This is a genomic window from Paenibacillus aurantiacus, assembly GCF_042431225.1.
In the GTDB taxonomy this organism is placed as follows: domain Bacteria; phylum Bacillota; class Bacilli; order Paenibacillales; family Paenibacillaceae; genus Paenibacillus_Z; species Paenibacillus_Z aurantiacus.
The window spans coordinates 140,788-166,017 of the sequence record NZ_JBHMDO010000010.1 but is presented as its reverse complement, the minus strand read 5'-3'; the positions used below and the strand labels follow the sequence as shown (position 1 = coordinate 166,017).

The 25,230-nt window shown below is 56.5% G+C and carries 25 protein-coding genes and 1 other annotated feature; of the genes, 24 read left to right on the top strand and 1 reads right to left on the bottom strand.

The window, feature by feature from the left end; translation table 11 throughout:
* The first annotated feature begins 42 nt into the window (after positions 1–42).
* From spoVE to ACFFSY_RS05655, 19 genes are all read left to right on the top strand, one after another.
* A complete protein-coding gene (spoVE, locus tag ACFFSY_RS05745) occupies positions 43–1,140 on the top strand; it encodes a stage V sporulation protein E (RefSeq protein WP_377491206.1) in 1,098 nt (365 codons plus the stop codon).
* A 10-nt stretch (positions 1,141–1,150) separates the two neighbouring features.
* Positions 1,151–2,260, top strand: coding sequence for an undecaprenyldiphospho-muramoylpentapeptide beta-N-acetylglucosaminyltransferase (murG, locus tag ACFFSY_RS05740; protein WP_377491203.1), 1,110 nt, complete (start codon positions 1,151–1,153; stop codon positions 2,258–2,260).
* A 173-nt stretch (positions 2,261–2,433) separates the two neighbouring features.
* On the top strand, positions 2,434–3,339 hold the full coding sequence (murB, locus tag ACFFSY_RS05735; RefSeq protein WP_377491200.1) for a UDP-N-acetylmuramate dehydrogenase: 906 nt from the start codon (positions 2,434–2,436) through the stop codon (positions 3,337–3,339).
* A gap of 15 nt (positions 3,340–3,354) precedes the next feature.
* The gene (gene murA / locus ACFFSY_RS05730; protein WP_377491197.1) at positions 3,355–4,635 is read left to right on the top strand and encodes a UDP-N-acetylglucosamine 1-carboxyvinyltransferase; all 1,281 of its coding nucleotides are present in this window, start codon (positions 3,355–3,357) and stop codon (positions 4,633–4,635) included.
* A gap of 126 nt (positions 4,636–4,761) precedes the next feature.
* The gene (locus ACFFSY_RS05725) at positions 4,762–5,526 is read left to right on the top strand and encodes a cell division protein FtsQ/DivIB (protein WP_377491194.1); all 765 of its coding nucleotides are present in this window, start codon (positions 4,762–4,764) and stop codon (positions 5,524–5,526) included.
* A 251-nt stretch (positions 5,527–5,777) separates the two neighbouring features.
* The gene (ftsA, locus tag ACFFSY_RS05720; protein WP_377491191.1) at positions 5,778–7,019 is read left to right on the top strand and encodes a cell division protein FtsA; all 1,242 of its coding nucleotides are present in this window, start codon (positions 5,778–5,780) and stop codon (positions 7,017–7,019) included.
* Between the two features lie 17 nt (positions 7,020–7,036).
* Positions 7,037–8,173, top strand: a complete 1,137-nt coding sequence (ftsZ, locus tag ACFFSY_RS05715; protein WP_377491188.1) for a cell division protein FtsZ — start codon at positions 7,037–7,039, stop codon at positions 8,171–8,173.
* Between the two features lie 475 nt (positions 8,174–8,648).
* A complete protein-coding gene (gene spoIIGA, locus ACFFSY_RS05710) occupies positions 8,649–9,575 on the top strand; it encodes a sigma-E processing peptidase SpoIIGA (RefSeq protein WP_377491185.1) in 927 nt (308 codons plus the stop codon).
* 51 nt (positions 9,576–9,626) lie between these two features.
* Positions 9,627–10,349: an RNA polymerase sporulation sigma factor SigE gene (sigE, locus tag ACFFSY_RS05705; RefSeq protein ID WP_377491182.1), complete on the top strand. Its 723-nt coding sequence runs from the start codon at positions 9,627–9,629 to the stop codon at positions 10,347–10,349.
* A gap of 201 nt (positions 10,350–10,550) precedes the next feature.
* Positions 10,551–11,333, top strand: a complete 783-nt coding sequence (sigG, locus tag ACFFSY_RS05700; RefSeq protein ID WP_183597804.1) for an RNA polymerase sporulation sigma factor SigG — start codon at positions 10,551–10,553, stop codon at positions 11,331–11,333.
* Positions 11,334–11,490: 157 nt separating this feature from the next.
* Positions 11,491–11,769: a PRC-barrel domain-containing protein gene (locus tag ACFFSY_RS05695; protein ID WP_377491179.1), complete on the top strand. Its 279-nt coding sequence runs from the start codon at positions 11,491–11,493 to the stop codon at positions 11,767–11,769.
* 58 nt (positions 11,770–11,827) lie between these two features.
* Positions 11,828–12,703: a peptidoglycan editing factor PgeF gene (gene pgeF / locus ACFFSY_RS05690; protein ID WP_377491177.1), complete on the top strand. Its 876-nt coding sequence runs from the start codon at positions 11,828–11,830 to the stop codon at positions 12,701–12,703.
* Positions 12,700–13,425, top strand: coding sequence for a YggS family pyridoxal phosphate-dependent enzyme (locus tag ACFFSY_RS05685; RefSeq protein WP_377491174.1), 726 nt, complete (start codon positions 12,700–12,702; stop codon positions 13,423–13,425). Before pgeF ends, ACFFSY_RS05685 begins: the two co-directional genes overlap by 4 nt.
* 49 nt (positions 13,426–13,474) lie before the next feature.
* On the top strand, positions 13,475–13,936 hold the full coding sequence (locus ACFFSY_RS05680; RefSeq protein ID WP_377491171.1) for a cell division protein SepF: 462 nt from the start codon (positions 13,475–13,477) through the stop codon (positions 13,934–13,936).
* Between the two features lie 7 nt (positions 13,937–13,943).
* A complete protein-coding gene (locus ACFFSY_RS05675; RefSeq protein WP_377491168.1) occupies positions 13,944–14,222 on the top strand; it encodes a YggT family protein in 279 nt (92 codons plus the stop codon).
* Positions 14,219–14,998, top strand: coding sequence for a YlmH family RNA-binding protein (locus tag ACFFSY_RS05670; RefSeq protein ID WP_377491165.1), 780 nt, complete (start codon positions 14,219–14,221; stop codon positions 14,996–14,998). The genes ACFFSY_RS05675 and ACFFSY_RS05670 overlap by 4 nt, the downstream gene beginning before the upstream one ends.
* A gap of 85 nt (positions 14,999–15,083) precedes the next feature.
* Positions 15,084–15,581, top strand: coding sequence for a DivIVA domain-containing protein (locus ACFFSY_RS05665; protein WP_377491162.1), 498 nt, complete (start codon positions 15,084–15,086; stop codon positions 15,579–15,581).
* A gap of 47 nt (positions 15,582–15,628) precedes the next feature.
* Positions 15,629–15,916, top strand: a binding site (T-box leader).
* 55 nt (positions 15,917–15,971) lie between these two features.
* Complete coding sequence (ileS, locus tag ACFFSY_RS05660) at positions 15,972–19,067, top strand: isoleucine--tRNA ligase (protein ID WP_377491159.1); 3,096 nt, start codon at positions 15,972–15,974, stop codon at positions 19,065–19,067.
* A 250-nt stretch (positions 19,068–19,317) separates the two neighbouring features.
* Positions 19,318–19,602, top strand: coding sequence for a DUF5665 domain-containing protein (locus ACFFSY_RS05655; protein ID WP_377491594.1), 285 nt, complete (start codon positions 19,318–19,320; stop codon positions 19,600–19,602).
* Positions 19,603–19,627: 25 nt separating this feature from the next.
* On the opposite strand, the gene ACFFSY_RS05650 is transcribed toward ACFFSY_RS05655, so the two are convergent.
* Positions 19,628–20,338 carry a TraR/DksA C4-type zinc finger protein gene (locus ACFFSY_RS05650; RefSeq protein WP_377491156.1) on the bottom strand — a complete coding sequence of 237 codons (711 nt, stop codon included), beginning with the start codon at positions 20,336–20,338 and terminating at the stop codon, positions 19,628–19,630.
* Between the two features lie 225 nt (positions 20,339–20,563).
* Here ACFFSY_RS05650 and lspA point away from each other — a divergent pair, with 225 nt between their 5' ends.
* The 5 genes from lspA (at position 20,564) to pyrC (ending at position 25,191) form a co-directional block, all read left to right on the top strand.
* The gene (gene lspA / locus ACFFSY_RS05645; RefSeq protein ID WP_377491153.1) at positions 20,564–21,073 is read left to right on the top strand and encodes a signal peptidase II; all 510 of its coding nucleotides are present in this window, start codon (positions 20,564–20,566) and stop codon (positions 21,071–21,073) included.
* Positions 21,048–22,010 (top strand): RluA family pseudouridine synthase, encoded by a 963-nt coding sequence (locus ACFFSY_RS05640; protein ID WP_377491591.1) that lies wholly within the window; start codon positions 21,048–21,050, stop codon positions 22,008–22,010. The genes lspA and ACFFSY_RS05640 overlap by 26 nt, the downstream gene beginning before the upstream one ends.
* A 402-nt stretch (positions 22,011–22,412) precedes the next feature.
* On the top strand, positions 22,413–22,967 hold the full coding sequence (gene pyrR, locus ACFFSY_RS05635; RefSeq protein ID WP_377491150.1) for a bifunctional pyr operon transcriptional regulator/uracil phosphoribosyltransferase PyrR: 555 nt from the start codon (positions 22,413–22,415) through the stop codon (positions 22,965–22,967).
* A 16-nt stretch (positions 22,968–22,983) separates the two neighbouring features.
* A complete protein-coding gene (locus ACFFSY_RS05630) occupies positions 22,984–23,883 on the top strand; it encodes an aspartate carbamoyltransferase catalytic subunit (protein WP_377491147.1) in 900 nt (299 codons plus the stop codon).
* 24 nt (positions 23,884–23,907) lie between these two features.
* Positions 23,908–25,191 carry a dihydroorotase gene (pyrC, locus tag ACFFSY_RS05625; RefSeq protein WP_377491144.1) on the top strand — a complete coding sequence of 428 codons (1,284 nt, stop codon included), beginning with the start codon at positions 23,908–23,910 and terminating at the stop codon, positions 25,189–25,191.
* Positions 25,192–25,230 lie beyond the last annotated feature (39 nt).

The following is a 25,230-nucleotide window of genomic DNA, read 5'->3' as shown; positions in this document are numbered from 1 at the left end:
AGGGGGCTTGTCCCTACTCACGCATGCAGAGGTGTTTGCGCTATGGCAAAAGCCAGGTCCGCACCGGACGTCTGGATGATCGTCTCCATTTTTCTTATTCTTGCGCTGGGACTCATCATGGTCTACAGCGCGAGCGCCGTGCTCGCCTTTCATGAGTTCGGCGACCGGTTCTACTATGTCAAGCGGCAGTCGCTATTCGCCGCTCTTGGCATCGGGGCTATGTTCCTGACGATGAATGCCGATTACTGGGTGTGGAAGAAGTGGGCGAAGCTCGGTCTGATTATCTGCTTCGGCTTGCTTGTCATCGTCCTCATTCCAGGCGTCGGCGTCGTGCGCGGCGGCGCGCGAAGTTGGCTCGGCATCAGCTCATTCGGCATTCAGCCATCGGAATTCATGAAACTCGCGATGGTGCTGTTTATGGCGAAGCTGTTGTCGGAACGGCAGCAGATGGTCACAAGTTTCACCAAAGGGCTGCTTCCGCCGCTCGGCATTCTCGGCCTTGCGTTCGGTCTAATCATGATGCAGCCGGACTTGGGATCGGCCGCAGTAATGGTCGGCGCGACGCTGATTGTTATTTATACTTCGGGCGCGCGGACGCGGCACTTGGGATCGCTCGCGATGATCGGTGTCGTCGGTCTGGTCGGGCTAATCCTGGCCGCGCCGTATCGGATGAAGCGGATAACCGGCTTCCTTGATCCTTGGTCGGATCCGCTCGGAACCGGATACCAAATCATTCAATCCTTGTATGCGATTGGTCCCGGCGGATTAGTCGGCCTGGGACTCGGGATGAGCCGGCAGAAATTCAGTTATTTGCCCGAACCGCAGACGGACTTCATCTTCGCGATCGTAGCCGAGGAGCTGGGCTTCCTAGGAGGCGCGACGATTATTCTGCTCTTCGCAATTCTCGTCTGGCGGGGGATGCGCACGGCTATGGCCGCGCCCGATTCGTTCGGCAGCCTGCTCGCCGTCGGCATCGTCGGCATCATCGCGGTGCAAGTCTTTATTAACGTGGGCGTCGTCATAGGTATGATGCCAGTTACCGGCATTACGCTGCCGCTCGTCAGCTATGGCGGTTCCTCGCTGACGCTGCTGCTCACGGCGCTGGGCATTTTGCTCAATATTTCCCGATACTCGAGGTGACGAAAAGCGCATGCGAATCGTACTGACTGGCGGGGGGACGGGTGGTCATGTTTATCCGGCGCTGGCCATCGGCAGACTGCTGCTGGAAGAAGAGCGGGGCAGCGAGATTTTATACATAGGCTCGAAGACGGGCGCGGAGGCCGCCATCGTGCCGCCTGCGCCCATGCGGTTCGAATCGGTAGATGACGTTCGTCTCGGACGAAAGCTTTCGTTCGATCATGCGCGAGGCGTAATCAGGTTTCTCCGCGGTGTCAGGCGTTCAAGAAGCCTGCTGCGCGACTTCAAGCCCGACGTCGTCGTCGGCACGGGCGGCTTCGTGAGCGGCCCGGTAATCTATGCGGCAGCCAAGCTAGGCATTCCAATTCTTATACACGAGCAGAACGCCGAGCCGGGACGGGCGAACGCCATTTTGTCCCGGTATGCGGACGTGGTGGCGGTCAGCTTCAAAGGCTCGGCAGATTCGTTCAAGCGCGCGCGGAGGGTGCTCGCCACCGGCAATCCCTGTGCGGCGGACGTGCTGCGCGCAAGCCGGGTCAGAGGATACGCTTCGCTCGGCATCCCTTCGGGCAGCGTGATCGCGCTGGTTTACGGAGGGCGACGGGGATCGAAAGCGATGAACGACGCGATGGTGGACATGGCACCGCTGGTTACGCGGCTGCCGAACGTCCATTTTGTATTTGTAACGGGAGAAAGCTATTACGACGGCACGATGGGGCGTATGAAGAAGGTGTTGCCCGTCCTTTCCAATTATATCCATGTGCTGCCGTATTTGCATAATATGCCCGACGTGCTGGCGGCGACGACGGTTGCCGTTAGCCGATCGGGCGCTTCTGCGCTGGCGGAGCTGACGGCGCTCGGCATTCCGTCCATTCTGATTCCTTCGCCGAATACGGCGAACCGGCGCCAAGAAGCGAATGCCAGCACCCTGGTCGAGGCGGGGGCCGCCGAGATGATCGTCGAACGGGAGTTGACAGGGGCGGTCCTGTTCGACCGTTTGCATGCCTTACTGGAGAACGGCGATAGGCTCGCGCGCATGGGGGCGGCATCGCTGGATATGGGCGAGCCGCGTTCGGCCGCGCTCCTCGCCCGCGAGATTCGCAAGCTAGCGGGCAAACGATGATAGCAACAGATATGGGCGATTGTCACACACGCGTGTGAGAGGGCATAGAATACTCCATAATCGTGACCGTCACCCGGCAAGATGCCGCATCGGCAAGCTTGGCGCCTCTCGCCTTGGGTGGACGATTCGCGAAGTCCTCGCGACAATCGCCGGAGCATAAGGAGGTACGACAGATGGAGCAGTTCATAACGGAACTTGGGCAGACGGAAGCCGGTGACGTGTATTTCAATAAACCGCTGGCCAGCTATACCACGTGGAAAATCGGCGGTCCGGCCGACGTACTTATCGTTCCGCATACGACGGAGCAGCTGATTCGGGTCATCAAGCTGCTGCGCAAATACGACATGACATGGACCAACCTCGGAAGAGGCTCCAACATGCTCGTCAGCGATAAGGGGATCCGCGGGGTCGTCATCCAGCCGGGCAAAGAATTCGATTATGCGAAATTCGATGGAACGCGGGTTCATGCGGGAGCCGCCTTTTCCTTTATCAAGCTGTCCGTCCTGGCGGGCAAAGAGGGATTGTCGGGCCTGGAATTTGCAGGGGGGATTCCAGGGTCGGTCGGCGGCGCCGTCTATATGAATGCGGGAGCACACGGGTCGGATGTGTCACGTATCTTTCAATCAGCCGAGATCGTGCTCGAGACTGGGGAATTGGTGCATTACGGAGCGGAGGACATGAAGTTCTCCTATCGCCACACGGTGCTTCAGGAGCGCCCGGGAATCGTCGTATCGGCGACATTCGAGCTGGCGCACGGCGACCGCAAGGAGATCGCCGCTGCGCTGGCGGCGCACAAGGATCGCAGGCGGCGCACGCAGCCACTGCAGCTGCCTAGTGCTGGGAGCGTATTCCGCAACCCGCCGGGCGATCACGCGGCAAGGCTGATCGAGGAGGCAGGGCTTAAGGGCTGCCGCGTCGGCGGGGCCGAAGTATCCACGCAGCATGCCAATTTCATCGTCAACATCGGGAAGGCGACGGCTGAGGACGTTCTCACCCTCATCGCGCAAGTTCAGTCCACGGTTGAAGCGCGCTTTGGCATTCAACTCAAACCTGAAGTATTGGTGGTGGGTGAGCGGTAACTCGGAGGTGATAAATTGGACAAATTGGTGATTGAAGGCGGGAGACCCCTGTCAGGATCCATTGCAATCCAAGGGGCGAAGAATGCCGCTTTGCCGATTTTGGCTGCCAGCATGCTGGTAGAGGGAAAAGTAACGATCGATCAAGTACCGCGGTTGCTCGATATCGAAGTGATGCTTAATATTTTGCGCGATCTCGGATGCAGGGCGGAGCACGAAGACCAGACGGTCATATTGGATACGACAGGAGCGAACTCCTCGCATATTCCGGAGACATTAATGCGGCAGATGCGCTCTTCTATCTTTCTAATGGGCCCGCTGCTAGCCCGCTATGGAGAAGTGACGATCTATCAGCCTGGGGGCTGCGCGATCGGCGAACGCAAAATAGACCTGCATCTGCAGGGGCTAGCGGCGCTCGGCGCCGAAATCGAAGAAGAAGGCAGCCGAATCGTATGCTATGCCAAGCGTCTGAAGGGAGCCGACGTGCATCTGGACTTTCCGAGCGTCGGGGCGACGGAGAATATTATGATGGCCGCCGTACTGGCCGAAGGCGTGACGACGATTACGAATGCCGCGCGCGAGCCGGAAATTCAGGATTTGCAGCGTTTCCTGAACGCGCTGGGCGCCAAAGTGATCGGGGCTGGCACGGATACCATTACGGTAGAAGGCGTGGATAAGCTGACGCCATGCCGGTATACCGTTATACCCGATCGGATCGTCACAGGCACCCTCATGGTGGCCGCAGCGGCGACAAAGGGCAGCGTGGTGCTGCGTAACACCTACCCGGCTCATCTGACCTCGCTTATACACGTGCTCCGGCGCGCAGGTGTTCAAATCGCGGTCGACGGTGATATAATTAAGGTCGGAAGCGCGAGTCGGCCAAAGTCGATCGACCGGGTCGTGACGAGCCCGTATCCGGCATTCCCGACCGATCTGCAGTCCCAGGTCATGGTGCTCTTGGCGCTGGCCGAAGGCGTCAGCGTGATGAAAGAGACGATCTTCGAAGGCCGTTTCAAGCACGTTGACGAGCTCGCCCGTATGGGAGCGGATATTCGCGTCGATCTGAATTCGGCGATTATCCGAGGGGTGCCGCGGCTGTACGGGGCTACGGTGGAGGCGACCGATCTCAGAGCCGGAGCTGCGCTTGTCATTGCGGGGCTGGCCGCGCAAGGCAGAACGGTCGTCGAGCAGGTCCATCATATTGACCGGGGTTATGATGGCATCGAGACGATGTTACAGCAGCTCGGAGCCCGGATTACACGCGCGAGTGCAATTGCGAATAACCCGGTACTGCCCTAAGCAGTCCGTTTACTAAACGAATAATCACGGTCGGCGGGGAAGTCGCCGCCGTCGCCTCTCGAAGGACGGGAGGGCGGCGGTGGCGCTTCCGTCCGTTTCCCGTTTTCCGCGAGAAGAGGACGAGCCATGCAAGAGAAAATGCCGGTTTTGAAAGAGCCCATCCGCAGGCGCGGCGGCGGCAAGAAGCTTTTGGCCGTGCTATTGCTGCTTTTTATTGTTATATTAAGCGTACTATTCTTTAATTCCTCCATTAGCAAAATATCGGAAGTCACCGTGGAAGGCGAGCGCTTCAACGCGCCGGCGGCCATACTGGAGGCGGCCGGCGTGAAGGTTGGCGACGCGTTCTTCGGCACCCGGGAGGGCACGATCGCAAATCGCGTGAAGGGGCTGTCGTCCGTCAAAGACGCCGTGGTCACGAAGTCCTTCCCGGGCAGCGTTCGCATTTCGGTGACGGAATATCCAGCTGTCGCCTACGAGCTGTCCGCCAAGGGTGAACTAACCGCGATTTTGTCGAATGGGACAAGCATTCCGGCAGGATCCGACAACGTTGTCGATAAGCCTGTGCTGACGGGATGGAAGGCCGATGATCCGATTAAGGGCAAATTGGGGCTGGCGCTGGCGCAAATACCGGCCGAGCAGTTGACCGATCTCTCGGAGATCGTTCCGCTTCCTTCGAAAGCGTATCCGGACCGGATCAAGATCTATACGCGGAGCCGCTTCGAAGTCATTACGGCCGTATCGCTGCTGCAAGATAAGATCGGCACGCTGAACGCGGTCGTGGAGTCGCAGAATCCCGGCGTCGTGACGATGCTGCTGGCGGACAGTTACGTCTCTTTCGATCCGGAAACGCCGGAAAATGAGCATTCGGACCAAAAAGAGACTACTCAATAATCCTAAAGAATGATAGAATTTTAGTTATGCAAGTTTAGCCTGACCTGAATGTGCATTCGTTTTCAACCCGCCGGGAGAGAGGTTTTCCGGACTGGAAATATTTACGCGTGCCGAAAAAAATGTAGAAAAAAGAGGGAAAATATAAAACGCGTTGAATATGGTTGAAAGTAGATCGCAATGCGCTCATATAAACTTAACAATACGAATGAACAGGCAAAGAAATTTATTAGTTGAAACGGAGGTGCCGCGGGTTGAGCAGCAACGACATCATCGTCAGTTTGGACATCGGTACATCCAAGGTTCGTGCTATTATTGGGGAAGTGACGAACGGTTCCATTAATATCATCGGAGTTGGATCTGCTGACTCGGAAGGTATTCGAAAAGGCGCAATCGTTGATATTGACCAGACCGTGCAATCGATCCGCAACGCGATTGAACATGCCGAGCGCATGGTCGGTATTGAGATAAGCGACGTATACGTTGGCATTCAAGGGAATCATATCGGACTTCAGACGAACCATGGCGTTGTAGCGGTGTCGAATGAGGATCGGGAAATTGGCGAAGACGACATCGAGCGGGTGCTTCAAGCCGCGAAGGTCGTAGCGCTTCCTCCCGAACGCGAAATCATCAATCTCGTGCCGAAACAGTTTTTGGTGGACGGGCTCGAAGGCATCTCGGATCCGAGCGGCATGATCGGCGTTCGGCTGGAAGTGGAAGCAACCGTCGTGACGGGCGCTAAGACGGCGCTTCACAATCTCGTGCGCTGCATTGAGAAAGCCGATTTGAAAATTGCCGGCATCGTACTGATGTCGCTGGCATCTGGACAGATGGCGTTGACGAAAGACGAGAAAATGATGGGTACGGTGCTGGCCGACATCGGCGCGGGCTCCTGTACGATCGCCATCTTCGACGGCGGCAGTCTAGCGGCGACGTCAACGCTTCCGATCGGCGGCGAATACGTGACGAGCGATATTTCGTACGGGTTGCGCACGCAGACCGAACATGCGGAGAAGATCAAGCTGAAATTCGGTTGCGCCATGGTTGGCGACGCGGCTGAGGATCAGAAGTTCAAAGTGATGCGCATGGGCAGCAACGTCGAGAAAGAATTTACGCAGGTTGATTTGGCGAATATTATCGAGCCGAGGATGCAGGAGATTTTTCACCTCATCCGCATGGAAGTGAGACGGCTGGGTTATGGCGATAAAGTGAACGGCTATGTGCTGACGGGAGGTTCCGTCACGATGCCCGGCACACTGGCGCTTGCGCAAAGCGAGCTGGAATCATCGGTCCGTATTGCAGTCCCCGATTTCATCGGCGTTCGAGACCCCGCGTACACAAGCGGCGTAGGCATTATCCAATACGTCTCCAAATATATGGGGATACGCGCTTCGGGTGCCTCTAAGAAGAGCGCGCCCCGCAAGGCGGCTGCCGCGACATCGTCCAAGCCTGGATTGATCGAACGACTGAAAAACATGTTTAGCGAATTCATTTGATCGGGGGAAATTATAGAATGTTGGAGTTTGATTTTGAGAATGAAACGCTTGCGCAGATTAAAGTCATTGGTGTTGGCGGCGGCGGCAGCAACGCCGTAAACCGCATGATCGAGAACGGCGTCAAGGGCGTGGAATTCATTACGGTGAATACGGACGCGCAGGCGCTGCATATGGCGCGTTCCGAGCAGAAGCTGCAGATCGGCGACAAGCTGACTCGCGGTCTCGGCGCAGGCGCGAATCCGGAAGTGGGCAAGAAAGCAGCCGAGGAATCCCGTGAAGCGATCAGCAATACGCTGAAAGGCGCGGACATGGTCTTCGTAACGGCAGGCATGGGCGGCGGAACGGGTACAGGCGCGGCTCCGGTAATCGCCGAGATCGCCCGCGAGTGCGGCGCTCTTACGGTCGGCGTCGTCACGCGTCCGTTCACGTTCGAGGGCCGTAAGCGCTCCGGACAAGCCGAACTTGGCATCGAAGCGCTTAAGGAGAAAGTCGATACGCTGATCGTCATTCCGAACGACCGGCTGCTCGAAATCGTCGATAAGAAGACCCCGATGCTCGAGGCGTTCCGCGAAGCGGACAACGTGCTTCGTCAAGCGGTGCAAGGCATTTCCGATCTGATCGCCGTCCCGGGTCTAATCAACCTGGACTTCGCGGACGTCAAGACGATCATGACCGAACGCGGCTCAGCGCTGATGGGTATCGGCTCGGCTACCGGCGAGAACCGCGCGGCGGAAGCGGCGCGCAAAGCGATTCAGAGCCCGCTGCTCGAAACATCGATCGATGGCGCGCGCGGAATTATCATGAACATCACTGGCGGCGCGAACCTCTCGCTGTATGAAGTGAACGAAGCAGCAGAAATCGTTATCTCGGCTTCCGATCCGGAAGTCAACATGATCTTCGGCGCAAGCATCGATGAGAGCTTGAAGGAAGATATCAAAGTAACGGTTATCGCGACCGGTTTTGAGCATCGCAACGCAGCCCCGCTGCGCCGGGCTCCTGGCGCCCAGCCTGCAGCTGAACCTGCGGCGGATTCCCGCGGCGCGTCCGCTGGCTCGGCTGCACCGAAGCCGTATGGCAATAGCGGCGGCACTGTATCGAGCGATCAGCTTGACATTCCGGCATTCCTGCGTAACCGCCGCAACAACGACCGCTAAGAAGGTCAAGTGAAGCAGACGTTCGGATCGTGCGATAGAAGGAACGCTCCCTCTTAAGAGGGAGCGTTTTTTTTGTGCCTCGGGTTGGACGTCTGCTGCTAAGAGACTCTAGCAAGACAAGCGAGGGGACATCGGTTTGAGCTGCATGTCTCGTTCCTTTTCGCGCGGCCGGCTGTCAGATTTACAGAGGGGAAGCCGCATGTTTTCGGGAGGGGCAGACACGATCCGAGTACGGCTGGATAACGCGCGAATCGCCTGCAGATGCGGGCAATTCGCCGAGTTGCGGGAAGGGTGAGCCGGCACTGCTTGTCCGGTTCGCGCCTGAGTTGTCGGCTTCTACCTCGACAAAAAAAGATCGCTCCTGACGGCATGTTTAGACAGACATTGTAATAGGCTTTAACTATACTAGACACAAGCCGCCCCACATCCCAAGCGAGACGTAGAAGCGGCAATCAAGAGCCTTTGCGGTAGGAAGGTGAACGCCCTGGCTCCTGTTTATATCGACGTCTACTTCATGATCAACCTGTTGTTTAACGGCGGAGCTTTGCTGATGACGGCCTGGATAAGAGGGATAAAGGCACCGTGGCAGCGGATTTTGCTTGGCGCGTCGTGCGGTGCACTGTATGCAGCTGTCGCGCTGTTCCCGCAGCTGGATTTAATGCTATCGGTTCCCGTGAAGGTACTGTTCTCGATCGCCATGCTGCTCATCGGGTTCGGCTTCGGCAGCTTGCAGACGTTCATGCGGCTGATCGGCTCGTTTTATATGGTGAATTTCGCGGCGGGCGGTGCAGTATACGGGCTTCACTATTTATTGATGGATGCCGGGAGCAGTTACCGTAATGTGCTAGGTTTTCTGGCAGGCTCGGCGCAGCCGGAGATCAAAGTTGCCACGGTCTTCGTGTTCAGCGCAGCTTGCGTGTCGCTGTACGTGTTGCGATCGGTGATCACTTTCCGCAAAGAACGGACGCTTGTTCAGCAGCATCTTGCAAGTGTCACGGTCACGATCGGCGGGTGCCAGCATCAATGCACGGGATTGATCGATACGGGCAACCAGCTCTACGAGCCGCTAACCCGGACGCCGGTCATGATCATGGAAGCATCGCTGTGGCAGGACGAATTGCCGGCCTCCTGGATGAAGGGCATTCGGGAAGCGCAGGTGGATAGACTGATCGCCCGGATGAGCGGCGAAACGTTCGAATGGCAGGACCGGCTCCGGCTTGTTCCTTTCCGCGGCGTGAACCGAGGGGCGCAATTCATGCTGGCGCTCAAACCCGATCTCGTCGTCATCGAACGTGAAGGAGAAACCTTTGAATCGACCAAGGTGTTAGTCGGCCTGGACGCCGGGAAATTAGTCGCAGATGGGGCCTACCAGGCAATTATCCATCCGTCACTGCTCGGATAACCGAGCGCGTCTATACTTTAGCCACAGTTCTTCGGGGAGGGATGGAGCACCATGCTCGTCAAATGGAAATTGATCCTGCAGTTATATTATTATCGCGTTTTGTTTTTATTCGGCCTCAAGAGCGAAGAAATTTATTATATCGGCGGAAGCGAGGCGCTGCCTCCGCCGCTAACCCGGGAAGAAGAGGAATATCTGCTGGAGAAACTGCCTTCGGGCGATACGGCCATCCGCGCCATGCTGATCGAGCGTAATCTTCGGCTGGTCGTCTACATCGCGAGGAAGTTCGAGAATACCGGCATTCACATCGAGGATCTTGTATCCATCGGCGCCATCGGTCTCATCAAGGCGGTCAATACGTTCGATCCGGAGAAAAAAATCAAACTGGCGACTTACGCTTCCCGGTGCATCGAGAACGAAATTCTGATGTACTTGCGCCGCAACAGCAAGACAAGAACGGAAGTATCTTTCGACGAGCCGCTCAACATTGACTGGGACGGCAACGAACTGCTGCTCTCCGACGTGCTCGGCACGGAGAATGATACGATCTACCGAGGTATCGAGGAAGAGGTCGACCGCAAACTGCTGCACAAAGCGCTCGACAAGCTGACCGAGCGGGAACGGATTATTATGGAGCTGCGCTTCGGCCTCGCCGATGGCGAGGAGAAGACGCAGAAGGACGTGGCCGATCTGCTTGGGATCTCGCAATCGTACATTTCGCGACTGGAGAAGCGGATCATCAAGCGGCTTCGCAAGGAGTTCAACAAAATGGTGTAACGACGGTTCGAATCGCGAGAACAAGCGAAAATATTTTGTCAAGAAAGACAGCCTGCCAAGACGGTCAATGCCTGCCAATGACAGTGTTCACACGGCTTTCCGCCATCGCTCGGATGGACGGGAGGCCGTTTGGCGTTCGGAATAAATTGGGGGGGCGGGGAGATAATGAACAGTAATGTTTCTCCTTGGGAGGTAATCACGTTGACCCGAAACAAAGTCGAGATTTGTGGAGTGGATACCGCGAAACTGCCTGTTCTAACCAATGCCGAAATGCGCGAGCTGTTTACCGCGCTTCAAACGAACAACGAATGGGCAGCAAGAGAGAAATTGGTCAATGGCAATCTGAGACTGGTGCTCAGCGTCATCCAACGTTTCAACAACCGCGGTGAATTCGTCGATGATTTGTTCCAGGTCGGCTGCATCGGCTTAATGAAGGCGATCGACAACTTTGACCTAAGCCAGAACGTTAAGTTCTCCACGTATGCGGTACCGATGATTATCGGCGAAATCCGCCGTTATCTGCGCGACAACAACCCGATCCGCGTCTCGCGAAGCTTGCGGGACATCGCGTACAAGGCGCTGCAGGTCCGCGACAGCTTGACGAACAAAAACTCCCGCGAGCCGACGATCTTCGAAATATCCGAAGCGCTCAACGTCCCGAAGGAAGATGTCGTGTTTGCGCTTGACGCCATTCAAGACCCGGTCTCATTGTTCGAACCGATTTATCACGACGGGGGCGACCCGATCTATGTCATGGATCAAATCAGCGACGACAAAAACAAGGACGTGTCATGGATCGAGGAAATTGCGCTCCGCGAAGCGATGCATAAGCTGAACGAACGCGAGAAGATGATTTTATCGATGCGCTTTTTCGAAGGGAAGACCCAAATGGAAGTTGCCGACGAGATCGGCATATCGCAGGCGCAAGTATCGAGGCTCGAGAAATCGGCCATCCAGCAAATGCAAAAGCATGTCAAAACGTGAATCGCCCTGGCAAAGCGAACTGCGGAAGGGGCGGCATCCGAGAGGGTGCCGCCTTTTCTTTTTGTCTTGCGAGGAGGACATATTGCCCAAATGGCACATATGATAATAGAAAGCGGGCGCAAGCTGATATTCCCCATGGAAGCGTGGTGACGGGCGCGTGAAAATATCCGACTTTCAAACGAAGGACGTCATTAATATCGTGGACGGGCGCAAGCTCGGCCAAATCAGCGATTTGGAGCTGGATCTTCGGCAGGGCCGAATCGATTCCATCGTCGTGCCGAATTACACGAAGTTCTTCGGCTTGTTCGGCGGCGGTGGGACGGACATGATTATCCCTTGGCGCAATATCGTTAAGATCGGGACGGACGTCGTGCTCGTGCGGATCGACGACGCGAAGGCGCACCGGGGCGACGAAGAAGAGAAGGAAGCACGGTAAGAGGGCGCGCTCGCGGAAGATGCGGGCGCTGTGGTACACTGGGCAAGAGGTGGGAGAGATGGAACCGTTCGTATCGACAAATGCAGCGAAGTCGCCTTCGCTTTTTTTATTGCCCTCCTGGATGGGGCGGGATGATCGTTTGACAGTAGGCTTTAGCAGCCGTCTAGGGGGTGTCAGCGCTTCGCCGTGGAGCGGACTTAACCTTGGACTTCATGTAGGCGATCGCCCTGAGGACGTCGTGCGCAACCGAGAGCTGCTCGCCGAAGCGCTTGGATGGCCGTTCGAGGCATGGACGTGCGCGGAGCAGGTGCACGGCAGCCGAGTGCGCCGCGTAACGGCCGAAGATCGCGGACGCGGCCGGGACAGCCGCGAGAGCGCGATCGCTGACACAGATGCGCTCATGACCAACGAGAAGGACGTATTGCTCGCCTCGTTCTATGCGGATTGCGTGCCGCTCTATTTCTGGGACCCGAGGCAGGAGGCCGTCGCGCTGGCGCATGCAGGCTGGAAAGGTACAGTGGCGGCGATCGCCGCTCGTACCGTGGAAGCGATGAACGAAGCATACGGCAGTCAGCCGGCCGACATTCGTGCCGCGATCGGGCCTTCCATCGGCGGTTGCTGCTACGAAGTGGACGAGAACGTGCTGCGCCATGTCCGCCTCCTGCTGGATGGGACGGAATCGCTCGGCATGGCGCAGGCGGGCGGCGAGTCGCCCATCATCATTCCGACGTCACCGGGTAGAGCGCGCATCGACTTGAAAGAAATAAACCGACAGATTATGATAAAAGCAGGAATTTTGCCGACGCATATCGAAATAACACAGTGGTGTACCGGCTGTAGGACGGACCTGTTCTTTTCTCATCGAACGGAGCGGGGGCAGACCGGCCGGATGGCCAGTTGGATTGGATTAGGAAGAGGTGCAGCACAGGCATGACAATGGCAGAGCGGATCGAATCGGTAGAGTTACGGATCGCCGAGGCTTGCCGCAGAAGCGGCCGGAACCGCGAGGAGATCCAAGTGATCGCCGTCACGAAATACGTAGGCGTTGAGACGACCCGGGAAGCGCTGCAGCAGGGACTTCGCCATTTGGGTGAGAATCGTTGGCAGGACGCATCTGAGAAGTGGCATGCGATCAGTGGAGCGGAAGAGCGTTCCGCCGAATACGACGTTGCCGGCAAGCAGGCGATTTGGCATTTTATCGGCTCACTCCAGACGAATAAAGTAAAGGACGTCATAGGCAAGTTCACATACATACATTCCCTGGACCGCGCATCCTTGGCGGAGGCGATCGACAAACGGGCGCAGCAGCTGGGCATCATTGTGCCCTGCTTCATCCAGGTGAATGTCTCCGGTGAAGAAAGCAAGCATGGACTCGTCCCTGAAGCGCTTCCCAATTTCGCCCGGCAATTGGCTGACTACCATCATATCCAGCCAGTTGGACTGATGACGATGGCGCCGCTGGATGCGGAGGCGGAGCAAGCGCGTCCGCACTTCCGTGCACTCCGGGAACTGCGGGATTCGTTGAACGGACAGGCTTTGCTCCGCGAGCCCATACACGGGCTGTCGATGGGGATGTCTGGCGACTTCGAGGTCGCGGTCGAAGAAGGCGCGAATTGGTTAAGGCTCGGTACGGTATTGGTAGGCAAGAACGGGTAAGAGGAATCAGGGACTACGAAACTTCCGTCGAACCGGAGGAGGAGCGTGAATGAGCATGATCAATAGATTTATGAATTTTCTCGGACTTCAGGAAGAAGAGGAGATCATCGAGAAGGAGCGAATCGACACGCGCGCGGAGCAGGATGAGCCGGAACATGAAACCACGCCGTTCGAAGCGCGTAGACATACACCAAAGGCGAACAACGTCGTCAGCATCCATTCGCAGAAGAACGTCCGCGTCGTGCTGAACGAACCGCGGTCGTACGACGAAGCGCAGGATATCGCGGATCATCTGAAGAGCCGTCGTTCCGTCGTCGTGAATTTGCAGCGCGTTCGGATGGACATTGCGGTGAGGATCGTTGATTTTCTCGGCGGTACCGTGTATGCGCTCGGCGGCAACATGTCGAAGCTGGGTCCGAATATTTTTCTGTGCACGCCGGATTCGGTTGATATTCAAGGCACCATATCGGAAATGCTGACGGAAGAGGCCGACTACAAAAAAATGAGGTGACCTTGGATTGGATCAAGTCATATCGACGATTTATTATTTGGAAACGATTTATCGATACATGATCATCGGCTATATTCTGCTTTCCTGGCTCCCTAACGCTCGCGAGAGCTTTATCGGCGAATGGTTGGCGAAACTCGTAGAACCATATTTGACGCCGTTCAGACGCATTATCCCGCCGATTGGCGGCATGCTCGATATATCGCCGATCGTCGCGCTGTTCGCGCTTCATTTCGTGACATACGGCATTATCGCGATCGTGCAGTTTATCGCCAACCTGTTCGTATGAAGCAGGAAGCCTACGTACATTTTCATCCCGACGAGCGCCCGTTCGTGGATCGTGTCGTTGAATGGATGGAACGGGCCGCACACGGCCACGAGCTGAAACGGACGGATTTTCTCGACCCGCGTCAGATCGAGATCGTGATCTCCATCGCGAACCGCTATGACGTGAATGTCAGACTTTCCGGCGGCTACGAAGAGGCGGAACGCCGCAGGGCGTTGATCGCGCCGGATTACCGGTTTCTGGACGATGAGCCGGAAGGAATCGCGCTTCTTGAGATCACAAGCGATACGCATGGACATTTGGAATTGGATCATGGCGATTACCTGGGGGCGCTGCTCGGACTCGGCATTAAACGAGACCGGGTCGGCGATCTTCACGTGCATCCGGAGTTTTGTCACTGCTTGCTGGATGAAGCTATCGCGGAATACGTCAATATTCATTTGCGCCAGGTGCATCGGGTCCACGTCTTGACGGAGCTAATCCCGCTCGCGCGGCTGCAGCCAGCGCAGACGCAGCTGGAGACGATGAGTTTGTCCGTCGCATCGATGCGGCTTGATGGAATCGCGAGCGATGTTCACCGGATCAGCCGCACGAAGATCGTCGATCCGATCCGAGCGGGACGCTGCCGCGTGAACTGGAAGGTGGAAGAGGATCCGTCGGCGCCGCTCAAGGAGGGCGACGTCGTCTCGATGCAGGGCTTAGGCCGATTCAAAGTACTCGCCGTCGAAGGAGTCACGAAGAAGGGCCGTCAGCGCGTCGTCGTGGGCAAATATCTATAGGACAGATGCAGGAATTTGAATGAATCTGTCGAATCCTACAAGTAAAATTCGGATTTTATGCCCATCACATTCTGGAGGTGCGCCAATGCCGCTTACGCCGTTGGACATACATAACAAGGAATTCAGCAGAAGTTTTCGCGGATACGACGAAGACGAAGTGAACGAATTCCTCGATTTGGTCATTAAAGATTACGAAGCGCTCATTCGCGAGAACAAAGAATTGCAGAATCAAGCGCTCGCGCTGCAAGAGAAACTGAATCACTTCAGCAACATCGAAGAGACGCTCAGCAAAACGATCATCGTGGCGCAGGAAGCGGCCGACGAAGTCAAGAACAACGCGAAGAAGGAAGCGCAGCTGATCGTGAAGGAAGCGGAGAAGAACGCCGACCGGATCATCAACGAATCGCTCTCCAAGTCGCGCAAGGTTTCGCTGGAAGTCGACGAGCTGAAGAAGCAAGCTTCGATTTACCGCGCGAGATTCCGCACGCTCGTCGAAGCGCAGCTGGACTTGCTCAGCCAAGAGGGCTGGGACACGCTGGACGCAGGTCCTTCAGCCGGTGCGAGCGAATTGACTCGCGGCTAATCCGCATTGACTTTTGCCGAAGAATAACGTATAAATAACAATAATAATTATCGTCGATGACGAGAACGAGTACGCCAATAGGTTTGTTCCCCAGAGAGCCGGCAGCTGCTGTGAGCCGGCGTTCAGGCCTTGGCCGAATATCCTCTCCGAGACGCGCCGCCTAAGCCATGCGATGGGTATGGGAGTAAGCGGTGCCGGGTGTCCGCCGTTACAAGGAACGGAAGACTGCGGTCTTCTTGCTAAGGTGCCTTGCGCGCTTGCTTTCGTCGTAGGAATAACGAATGCAGGCGGCAGCGGAACAAGGGTGGTAACGCGAGCAGAGCCTCGTCCCTTTCGGGATGGGCTTTTTTTTATGCCTGGAAAGCAAAATGTTCAAAGGAGTTGTGCAGTATGCAGCGTGTAGACGTGAAAGAGAAAGCCAGAGCCCGCGAGCTTCGGGTGCTGGAGCAGTGGAAGAGAGACGATACATTCAAGAAATCGGTGGATAACCGCGAGGGACGGCCGAATTTCGTATTCTATGAAGGACCGCCGACAGCGAACGGCAAGCCGCATATTGGGCACGTGCTGGGCCGCGTCATCAAGGATTTCATCTGCCGTTACAAAACGATGTCCGGTTACCGGGTCGTCCGCAAAGCCGGCTGGGATACGCACGGCCTGCCTGTCGAGCTTGGCGTCGAGAAGCAGCTCGGCATCTCAGGCAAACAAGAGATCGAGAATTACGGCGTGGAAGCGTTCATTAAGAAGTGCAAAGACAGTGTCTTCGAGTATGAGCGTCAATGGCGCGAGTTGACTGAAGCGATCGGCTACTGGACGAATATGGACGATCCGTACATCACTCTCGACAACAACTATATCGAGAGCGTGTGGAATATCCTCTCGACGATTCACGGCAAAGGCTTGCTGTACCGCGGTCACCGCGTTAGCCCGTACTGTCCGTGCTGCCAAACGACGCTTAGCTCGCACGAGGTCGCACAAGGCTATGAAGACGTGAAAGATCTCAGCGCCACTGCAAAGTTCAAGCTGGTCGACGAAGATGCATTCGTGCTTGCATGGACGACGACGCCGTGGACGCTTCCGGCTAACGTGGCGCTTGCCGTCAATCCGGCCTTGGATTACGTGCGCGTCCAGGCGAATGGCGAGACGTATATCGTGGCGAAGGGATTGGTCGAGAGCGTATTTAAAGGCGAGCATGAAGTGCTGGGCGCGGTGAAAGGCGCCGAACTGGTCGGTCTTGCTTATCAGCCTCCATTCACATACGCGACGGTTGAGAATGGCCATCGTATTATTCCGGGCGATTTCGTAACCGAATCGAGCGGTACGGGGATCGTTCACATCGCGCCGGCGCACGGCGACGATGACTACAAGGTCGCGCGTCAGAACGAAGTCGGCTTCCTGAATGTGGTCGACAACGCGGGCAAGTACATGGATGTCGTGGCAGACCTCGCAGGTCGCTTCGTCAAGGATCCGAACACGGACATCGAAATCGTCAAAATGCTCAGCGAGCGCGGTCTGCTGTTCTCCAAAGAGCGTTACGAGCACAGCTACCCGTTCTGCTGGCGCTGCAAAACGCCGCTTATCTACTATGCGACGGAGAGCTGGTTCATCAAGACGACGGCCGTGCGCGATCAGCTGATTGCTAACAACAACACGGTCGACTGGTACCCAGGCCACCTGCGTGAAGGCCGGTTCGGCAAGTTCCTCGAAGACTTGGTGGATTGGAACATCAGCCGCAACCGCTACTGGGGTACGCCGCTTAACGTATGGGTGTGCGATAGCTGCGGCCAAGAGCACGCGCCGAACAGCCGGGCCGATCTGGTGACGCGTTCGGTTAATCCGATCTCCGAGGATATCGAACTGCATAAGCCGTACGTGGACGAAGTGAAGCTGAACTGCCCGCATTGCGACGGGGGCGTCATGACGCGCACGTCCGAAGTGATCGACGTCTGGTTCGACAGCGGCTCGATGCCGTTCGCCCAGCAGCATTACCCGTTCGGCGACGCGTCGAAGTTCGAGGAGCAGTATCCGGCGGACATTATCTGCGAAGGCATCGACCAGACGCGCGGCTGGTTCTTCAGCTTGCTGGCGGTATCCACGCTGTTCAACGGCAAGGCGCCGTATAAAGCGGTTCTCTCCACGGGGCATATCCTCGACGAGAACGGACAGAAGATGTCCAAATCCAAAGGGAATGTCATCGATCCTTGGGAGATCATCGAAGAATACGGCACGGATGCGTTCCGCTGGGCGCTCCTCGCCGACAGCGCGCCATGGAACAGCAAGCGTTTCTCGCGCGGCATCGTTGGGGAGGCCAAATCCAAAGTCATCGATACGATCGTGAACACGCACGCGTTCTTCGCGTTGTACGCGTCGATCGACGGTTATGACCCGGCGACCGCCGCTCCTCGCGTGTCGAACGCGAAGCTAGACCGTTGGATCGTCTCGCGTCTCAACAGCCTGATTCTTACCGTCGAGAAAGGTTTGGCCGTGAACGACTTCCTGAATCCGGCCAAGGCGATCGAAGCGTATGTCGACGAACTTAGCAACTGGTACATTCGCCGCTCACGCGACCGCTTCTGGGGCAGCGGCCTGACGGACGAGAAACTGGATGCTTACGCGACCCTGCAGCACGTGCTTGTGACGCTCGCGAAGCTGATCGCGCCGTTCGCGCCGCTCGTAGCGGATGACGTATACACGAACCTGGTCGGCGGAGGCAGCGTCCATTTGGCCGACTATCCGAAAGCCGATGAGTCGGCGATCGACGCTGCGCTCGAGCAGGACATGGAGACCGCGCGCCAAATCGTTGAATTAGCGCGCAACGTCCGCAACGAGACAGGACTCAAGACGCGCCAGCCGCTCTCCGAGCTGATCGTCGCTCTTGATCGCGACTTCGCGCTTGCGGAATACGAGGCGATCATCAAAGACGAGATCAATGTGAAGACGATTACGATCGCAAGCGGCGACAGCGGCTTCGTAGACTTCGCCTTCAAGCTGAACTTGAAAGTCGCGGGTAAAAAATACGGCAAGCATGTCGGTCCAATTCAAGCTTACTTGAAATCGCTGATTTCGGAGCAAACGTCCGCGGCGGTTCGTGCCGGAGAACTGTCGTTCACGACGGCTGAAGGCGAGACGCTGACGATCGCGCTTGACGAGATGCTTGTGGAGAAGCAGGCGAAGGCCGGCTTTGCATCGGCTTCGGGGTACCAGCTGACCGTTGCGTTGAACACGGATATTACGCCGGAGCTGGTGCAGGAGGGTCATGTTCGCGAAGTCATTCGCGCCGTTCAAGATACGCGCAAGAAGCTGGACCTGCCGATCGAGAAGCGAATCGACCTCGTTTTGGACGTGGACGGCGAGCTGCGCGCCGCGCTGGAAGCGTTCGAATCGGTGCTGTTCGACAACGTGCTGTTGAACAGCGTTCGTTACGAGAAGTCGGACGCGATGGAGCGTGTTCAGCTCGGCGACAAAGAGATCGGGATTCAAATCGGCTAACCCGGGCATAGTAAGCTGTGACAACCATGCTCTCGGCGCCCGTTATACGACGATAATCGGAAGCTCGGGATAAGCGCAACGCCCATGCAACGATGCCTGCCCGCGGCGAAAGGCCGTCGGCGGCATGTCGTGCATGGGCGTTCGTCTTTTTGGAGGAGAATGCATGCGGCTCGCCGAGTAGAGGCGTGCGGATGAGGAGGCGCTTGGCTTGACCGACGAAGTAAAGGATATGAGCGCGATACGGCGCTCGATGGATTTGCTGGATCGGAGACTGATGAAGGTCGCCGAAGACATGGAGCGCTCGCAGATGGCGGAATACGTGGATTTGCTGAACCGGCCCTTTTCGCTCATTTGGCGGAATCTGCTGGCAGGGACGGCGAGAGGCGTCGGCATCGCGATCGGATTTACGTTCTTCGCCGCCACGATCGTCTATGTGCTGCAGGTGCTCGGCGCGTTAAATTTGCCGATTATCGGGGACTACATCGCGGATATCGTGCGGATCGTTCAACATCAACTGGATGTCAAAACATACTAGGCCGGGCTGCGCGCCCGGCCTAGCGTCATGAATATTCAAGTCCGTGATCGCCTTCCTCGTTCTCCATGTAATTGTAGTACTCGCGGTTGCGGATGACGCTCACTTGGCTGCCCGTAATATCTGTCGCCAAGAAGCTCTCGATCGCCTCGACATAGCCGTCCGGCTCGCCGGCTTCGATGCCGACGTAATCGTACGAGTCGACGTCGCGGTTCTCGGAATAGGCTGGCGAATCGGAGTTGCCCCAGCTCTCCACGATCTGCCAGGCGTCCTCGCCATCGAAGCCGTTGTATTCATGTTCGTCGAGACTTGAGCGGCCGAACGGCGGGTGAAGAAACTCCTCTTCGACTGGACGATTGGATGATAGCTCCTGACGCGGCGCATGTTCCACGCTATATAGCGTCTCGGGTATCGCCTGCAGACGCTCGAATGGAATGCGTTGGCCTGAAGCTTGGCAAATGCCGTACGTGCCGTTGTCCATTGCGGTCAGAGCAGCGGTAATCCGGGCGAGTCGAAGGTCCTCCTGCTCCAGCAGGGCAATGTCTTTGGCGCGTTCGAACGTTTCGGTTGCCACGTCGGCGGGGTGATTATCGATGGTCGATAGCTCGCCGCTTTCGTCGCGCTGCGAGCCGGCGAGCCCGTAATGTTCATTATTCGCGAGCCTCTCTTCGATCCGGCGTTTCTCCGTTTCCAGCCGGGCTCTAAGTTCGCTAATCTGAGCAGGCGTCAAATCCGTCAATCGAAGCACTTCCTTTCATCGAGCATAGCGGAACGCGTTACGCTGCTTAGTCTGGTCTTTGACGGATGGTTTTAGAAGGCGAGGGCGCCATCAATTGAAGGGATGACAGGGGGATTTTGCCGGCACCCGCGAAAACAAGCCCGTTTTGGCAGGCACGACTCGGTAATCGCTGGTCGATGGATAGGAGATTATGCTACAATGTTTGGGACGAGGGGGAGTGGTGTCTTGCGGTTTTATTACTACTGGATCGCATTGTTCGTATTTGTTATTGACTACGTTTCCAAGAAAGTGATCGAAAGCAAACTGGAACTCCATGAGATCATTCCGGTAATCGGCGACTTCTTCGTCGTTACCTCGATCCGCAACCGGGGCGCGGCGTTCGGGATCCTTCAGGAACAGAGATTTTTCTTTATTGCGATAACCCTTATCGTCGTGGGCGCGATCGTCTGGTATATTCACCGGAATCGGAACGGACGGCCGCTGCTGCTGGTCGGACTAGGGCTAGTCCTAGGCGGTGCGGTTGGCAATTTTCTGGATCGCGCGATTTATGGCGAAGTCGTGGACTTTTTGCAATTTACGTTCGGCAGTTACGTATTTCCGATCTTCAATCTCGCGGACACCGGCATTTGCGTTGGCGTCGGCTTGATCTTGCTCGATTCGTTCCTGTCGATGAAGAATGAGAAACAAGAAACGAGTGACACGCGTGAACATGATGGACAACAGCCAATTCAATAATGAAGAAGAAATCGTCGGCGAAGAACCGATCGAGTTCGTCGTTCGCGGCGACGAAGCGGGAGAACGCCTGGATAAATTCGTAACGGAGAACATGTACGATGACTCCATCTCCCGCACGCAGGTGCAGGATTGGATCAAGAACGCAGACGTGCTCGTGAACGGCCGCACCGTGAAGCCGAACTACAAGATCGCGGATGCGGACATAATCGTCGTGACCGTTCCGGAACCGCAGAGCGCGGTCATTGAACCCGAAGCGATTCCGATGGACGTTGTCTTCGAAGATAGCGACGTTATCGTCATCAACAAGCCTCGGGGCATGGTTGTCCATCCCGCGCCGGGCCATTCCTCCGGAACGGTAGTCAATGCGCTGATGCACCATTGCAAGGACTTATCCGGCATTAACGGCGTCTTGCGGCCAGGGATTGTACATCGCATCGATAAAGACACGTCCGGTCTGCTCATGGTGGCGAAGAACGATCTGGCGCATGCGTCGCTTGCGGCTCAATTGAAGGAACACTCGGTGACGAGGAAGTATATCGCGCTTGTGCACGGCAACGTGCCGCATGATCAAGGGACCGTAGACGCGCCGATCGGCCGCGATCCGAAGGACCGCAAACTGTTCACGGTTACGGAGAAGGGCAGCAAGCACGCGGTGACGCATTTCATGGTTGTGGAACGGTTTGGCGATTATACGTTGATGGAGCTGCAGCTCGAGACGGGACGTACCCACCAAATCCGTGTCCATATGAAGTATATCGGTCATCCGCTGGCGGGCGATCCGGTGTACGGCCGCAGCAAGACGATCGGGCTTAAAGGTCAAGCGCTTCATGCGGCAGTATTGGGATTCGTCCATCCGCGCACAGGCGAGGAAATGATTTTCGAAGCGCCAGTGCCGGCCGACATGGAACATGAGCTGGAAGTTCTCCGCAAGCGATAAGGTTACACGAATACGAGACAAGTAAGAACGCGAAGCCCTTAATCGAACCATATTGGTCGAAGAGGGCTTTTTTATTTTCGCGAAGCTCAAATCGCTTGCCACCGAGTGCTTTGTCGAAATAAAGGGGATGTTATTATTGACATCCCTAACGAACCATGGCATAATTCCTGTAATGAACTTCAGTACCTTTAAGATCAGTCCAGAGAGGCTGGCAAGGTAGCGTGAATAGTTGAGCCACTGCGGCGACATGGCAGATTCCTTTGTTGAACCTTCGAACAATGGCATCTTCCGTCTGCCCTCGCATGCTCAGATTTAACTAACACACTCCTTGCCGTTGCGGCAAGGAGTTTTTTGTTGGTTAAATATCCAAGGCAAGCAGAAGAACGGAAGGATGGGAATGCATTGAGCAACGAACGCATTCTAATGGACGAGACGGCAATCCGGCGCGCGCTGACGCGCATTGCCCATGAGATCGTGGAGAAGAACAAAGGCATTGAAGGCTGCGTGCTGGTCGGCATTCGCACGAGAGGCATTTATCTGGCCCAGCGGATTGCGGAACGGATCCACGAGATCGAAGGCCTTCCGATTGAAGTATGTGAGCTGGACATTACCTCTTACCGCGATGACCGCAAATCGGGCAACGAGAATGTCGGATCGGTGGTGCCGGCCGCAGCTTCCGAGCAAGGCATGCGGCATACGCATGTGCAGGACAAGCGGGTCATCCTGTTCGACGACGTACTGTACACAGGACGGACGATTAGAGCCGCGATGGATGCGGTCATGGATTGCGGCCGACCGCAGACGATTCAATTGGCTGTATTGGTGGACCGGGGGCACCGGGAATTGCCGATCAGACCGGATTATGTCGGGAAGAACGTACCTACCTCCAAACAAGAAGAAATCGAAGTGTCACTGATGGAAATCGATCATGAAGATAAAGTAACGATACTGCACTAAAGGGGGCAAGCTTAAGATGACCATGACAACTTTGAAACAGCGCAGCTTACTCGGTTTGAAAGAGCTTGATCAGGAAGAAATTCGCTCCATCCTCGACCGCGCCGCTTATTGGGAGGCGCAGCAGGAGAAAGTGAAGCCAGTATTGCCCGGGAAATTCGTCGCGAACATGTTCTTCGAGAATAGCACGAGAACGCGCTTTTCCTTCGAAGTAGCCGAGAAGCGATTGGGCACAGAGGTGCTGAATTTCTCCGCAGCGGTATCGAGCGTACAGAAGGGCGAATCCATCTATGACACGGTGCGGACGCTCGAATCGATGGGCATCGACGCAGGCGTGATCCGGTTGAAGCCAATCGGCGTTCTCGCCGAACTGGCAACGAAGATTCGCATCCCTCTAATCAATGCAGGCGACGGCAATAACGAGCACCCGACGCAGGCGCTGCTCGATCTCTATACGATGCGCAAGCAGTTCGGCGAGCTTCGCGGGCTGAACGTCTCGATCATCGGCGATGTGCAGCACAGCCGCGTAGCGCGCTCGAATCTGTGGGCCCTGCGCAAGTTCGGCGCCAACGTCTCCTTCTGCGCACCGGAAGGCATGACGGCCGCAGAGCTTGGAGCGCCGCATATCTCCATCGACGAAGCGCTCAAGGCAGATGTTATCATGATGCTTCGCGTACAGTTGGAGCGACACGAGAACGGCTTGATCAAGTCCGCGGAAGAATACCGGCAGCAGTATGGCCTGACGGTCGAACGCGCGCGACGCATCGCTCCACATGCGATTATCATGCACCCGGCACCGATCAACCGCGGCGTCGAAATCGACGACGAGCTGGTCGAATCGCCGCAGTCGCGGATCTTCCCGCAAATGCAGAACGGTGTTCCGATCCGAATGGCTGTCATTGAACGGGCGCTTAGCTAATTAAGGAAGGGAGATAGACATAGCATGGCACTTTGGGTATTGAACGGAAGCATTTGGGACGAGAACGAAGCGAAATTGGTGAAGAAACATGTGCGCATCGAAGGCGGCATGATCGAAGCGATCGTGGACGCGGACACAGCTCCGGATACGAGCGGGCACGAAACGATCGACGCGAGCGGCAAGCTCGTATCCGCCGGTTTTATCGATATGCACGTCCATCTGCGCGAACCTGGCTTTGAATATAAAGAAGATATCGCGAGCGGTACGCGCTCCGCGGCGAAAGGCGGATTCACCACGATCGCCTGCATGCCGAATACGCGGCCGGTGATCGACACGCCAGAGACGATTCGCTACATATTGGATAAAGCGAAGAGCGAAGGAATCGTCAAAGTGCTGCCTTACGCGGCGATCACGAAGAACGAGCTTGGGCGCGAACTGACGGATTTCGCCGCGCTGAAAGAAGCGGGCGCGATCGGCTTCACGGACGACGGCGTAGGCGTGCAGAACGCTCAAATGATGAAGAACGCCATGAAGCTGGCTCACTCGATGGGCATGCCGGTCATCGCACACTGCGAAGACGATTCACTGGTGGAAGGCGCCGCGGTTACAGAAGGCAAATTCGCCGAGAAGCACGGCTTGAAAGGGATCCCGAATGAATCTGAAGCGATTCACGTCGGACGCGATATTCTGCTCTCTGAGGCTACGGGCGTTCACTACCATGTCTGCCACGTCAGCACGGAGCAGTCGGTCCGTCTGATTCGTCAGGCCAAAGCGATCGGCATCAACGTCACGGCAGAGGTTTGTCCGCATCACCTGATTCTGTCGGACGAGGACATCCCGAGCATGGACGCCAATTGGAAGATGAACCCTCCGCTTCGCTCGCCGCGCGACGTGCAAGCGGTTATTGAAGGCTTGGAGGACGGCACGCTCGACATCGTCGTCACCGACCACGCGCCCCACAGCGCCGAAGAGAAGGCACGAGGCATGCAGCTCGCGCCATTCGGTATCACCGGCTTCGAGACGGCATTTCCGCTGCTCTACACGAAGTTCGTCGCGACGGGCAAATGGACGCTCGGCTTCCTGTTGAAGCGAATGACGCAAGAACCGGCTCGCGTATTCGGCTTGGCGGAAGGCAATCTTGCTGTAGGAGCGCCGGCGGACTTGACGATTGTCGATCTGAAGAGCGAGCGCGAAGTGCAGCCGGAGACGTTCCTCTCGAAAGGGAAGAATACGCCGTTCGGCGGATGGAAGCTGCAAGGCTGGCCGACAGCTACGATCGTGAACGGGAAGCTGGTCTGGTCGGAGTAAGCCATAACGAAATATAACGATTCTAATAGATAAAGACCG

Coding starts and splice junctions, on each gene's coding strand:
- spoVE (WP_377491206.1), top strand. CDS start 43: ATGGCAAAAGCCAGGTCCGCACCGGACGTCTGGATGATCGTCTCCATT.
- murG (WP_377491203.1), top strand. CDS start 1,151: ATGCGAATCGTACTGACTGGCGGGGGGACGGGTGGTCATGTTTATCCG.
- murB (WP_377491200.1), top strand. CDS start 2,434: ATGGAGCAGTTCATAACGGAACTTGGGCAGACGGAAGCCGGTGACGTG.
- ACFFSY_RS05725 (WP_377491194.1), top strand. CDS start 4,762: ATGCAAGAGAAAATGCCGGTTTTGAAAGAGCCCATCCGCAGGCGCGGC.
- ftsZ (WP_377491188.1), top strand. CDS start 7,037: ATGTTGGAGTTTGATTTTGAGAATGAAACGCTTGCGCAGATTAAAGTC.
- sigE (WP_377491182.1), top strand. CDS start 9,627: ATGCTCGTCAAATGGAAATTGATCCTGCAGTTATATTATTATCGCGTT.
- pgeF (WP_377491177.1), top strand. CDS start 11,828: ATGGAACCGTTCGTATCGACAAATGCAGCGAAGTCGCCTTCGCTTTTT.
- ACFFSY_RS05685 (WP_377491174.1), top strand. CDS start 12,700: ATGACAATGGCAGAGCGGATCGAATCGGTAGAGTTACGGATCGCCGAG.
- ACFFSY_RS05680 (WP_377491171.1), top strand. CDS start 13,475: ATGAGCATGATCAATAGATTTATGAATTTTCTCGGACTTCAGGAAGAA.
- ACFFSY_RS05670 (WP_377491165.1), top strand. CDS start 14,219: ATGAAGCAGGAAGCCTACGTACATTTTCATCCCGACGAGCGCCCGTTC.
- ACFFSY_RS05665 (WP_377491162.1), top strand. CDS start 15,084: ATGCCGCTTACGCCGTTGGACATACATAACAAGGAATTCAGCAGAAGT.
- ileS (WP_377491159.1), top strand. CDS start 15,972: ATGCAGCGTGTAGACGTGAAAGAGAAAGCCAGAGCCCGCGAGCTTCGG.
- ACFFSY_RS05655 (WP_377491594.1), top strand. CDS start 19,318: ATGGATTTGCTGGATCGGAGACTGATGAAGGTCGCCGAAGACATGGAG.
- ACFFSY_RS05640 (WP_377491591.1), top strand. CDS start 21,048: ATGATGGACAACAGCCAATTCAATAATGAAGAAGAAATCGTCGGCGAA.
- ACFFSY_RS05630 (WP_377491147.1), top strand. CDS start 22,984: ATGACCATGACAACTTTGAAACAGCGCAGCTTACTCGGTTTGAAAGAG.
- pyrC (WP_377491144.1), top strand. CDS start 23,908: ATGGCACTTTGGGTATTGAACGGAAGCATTTGGGACGAGAACGAAGCG.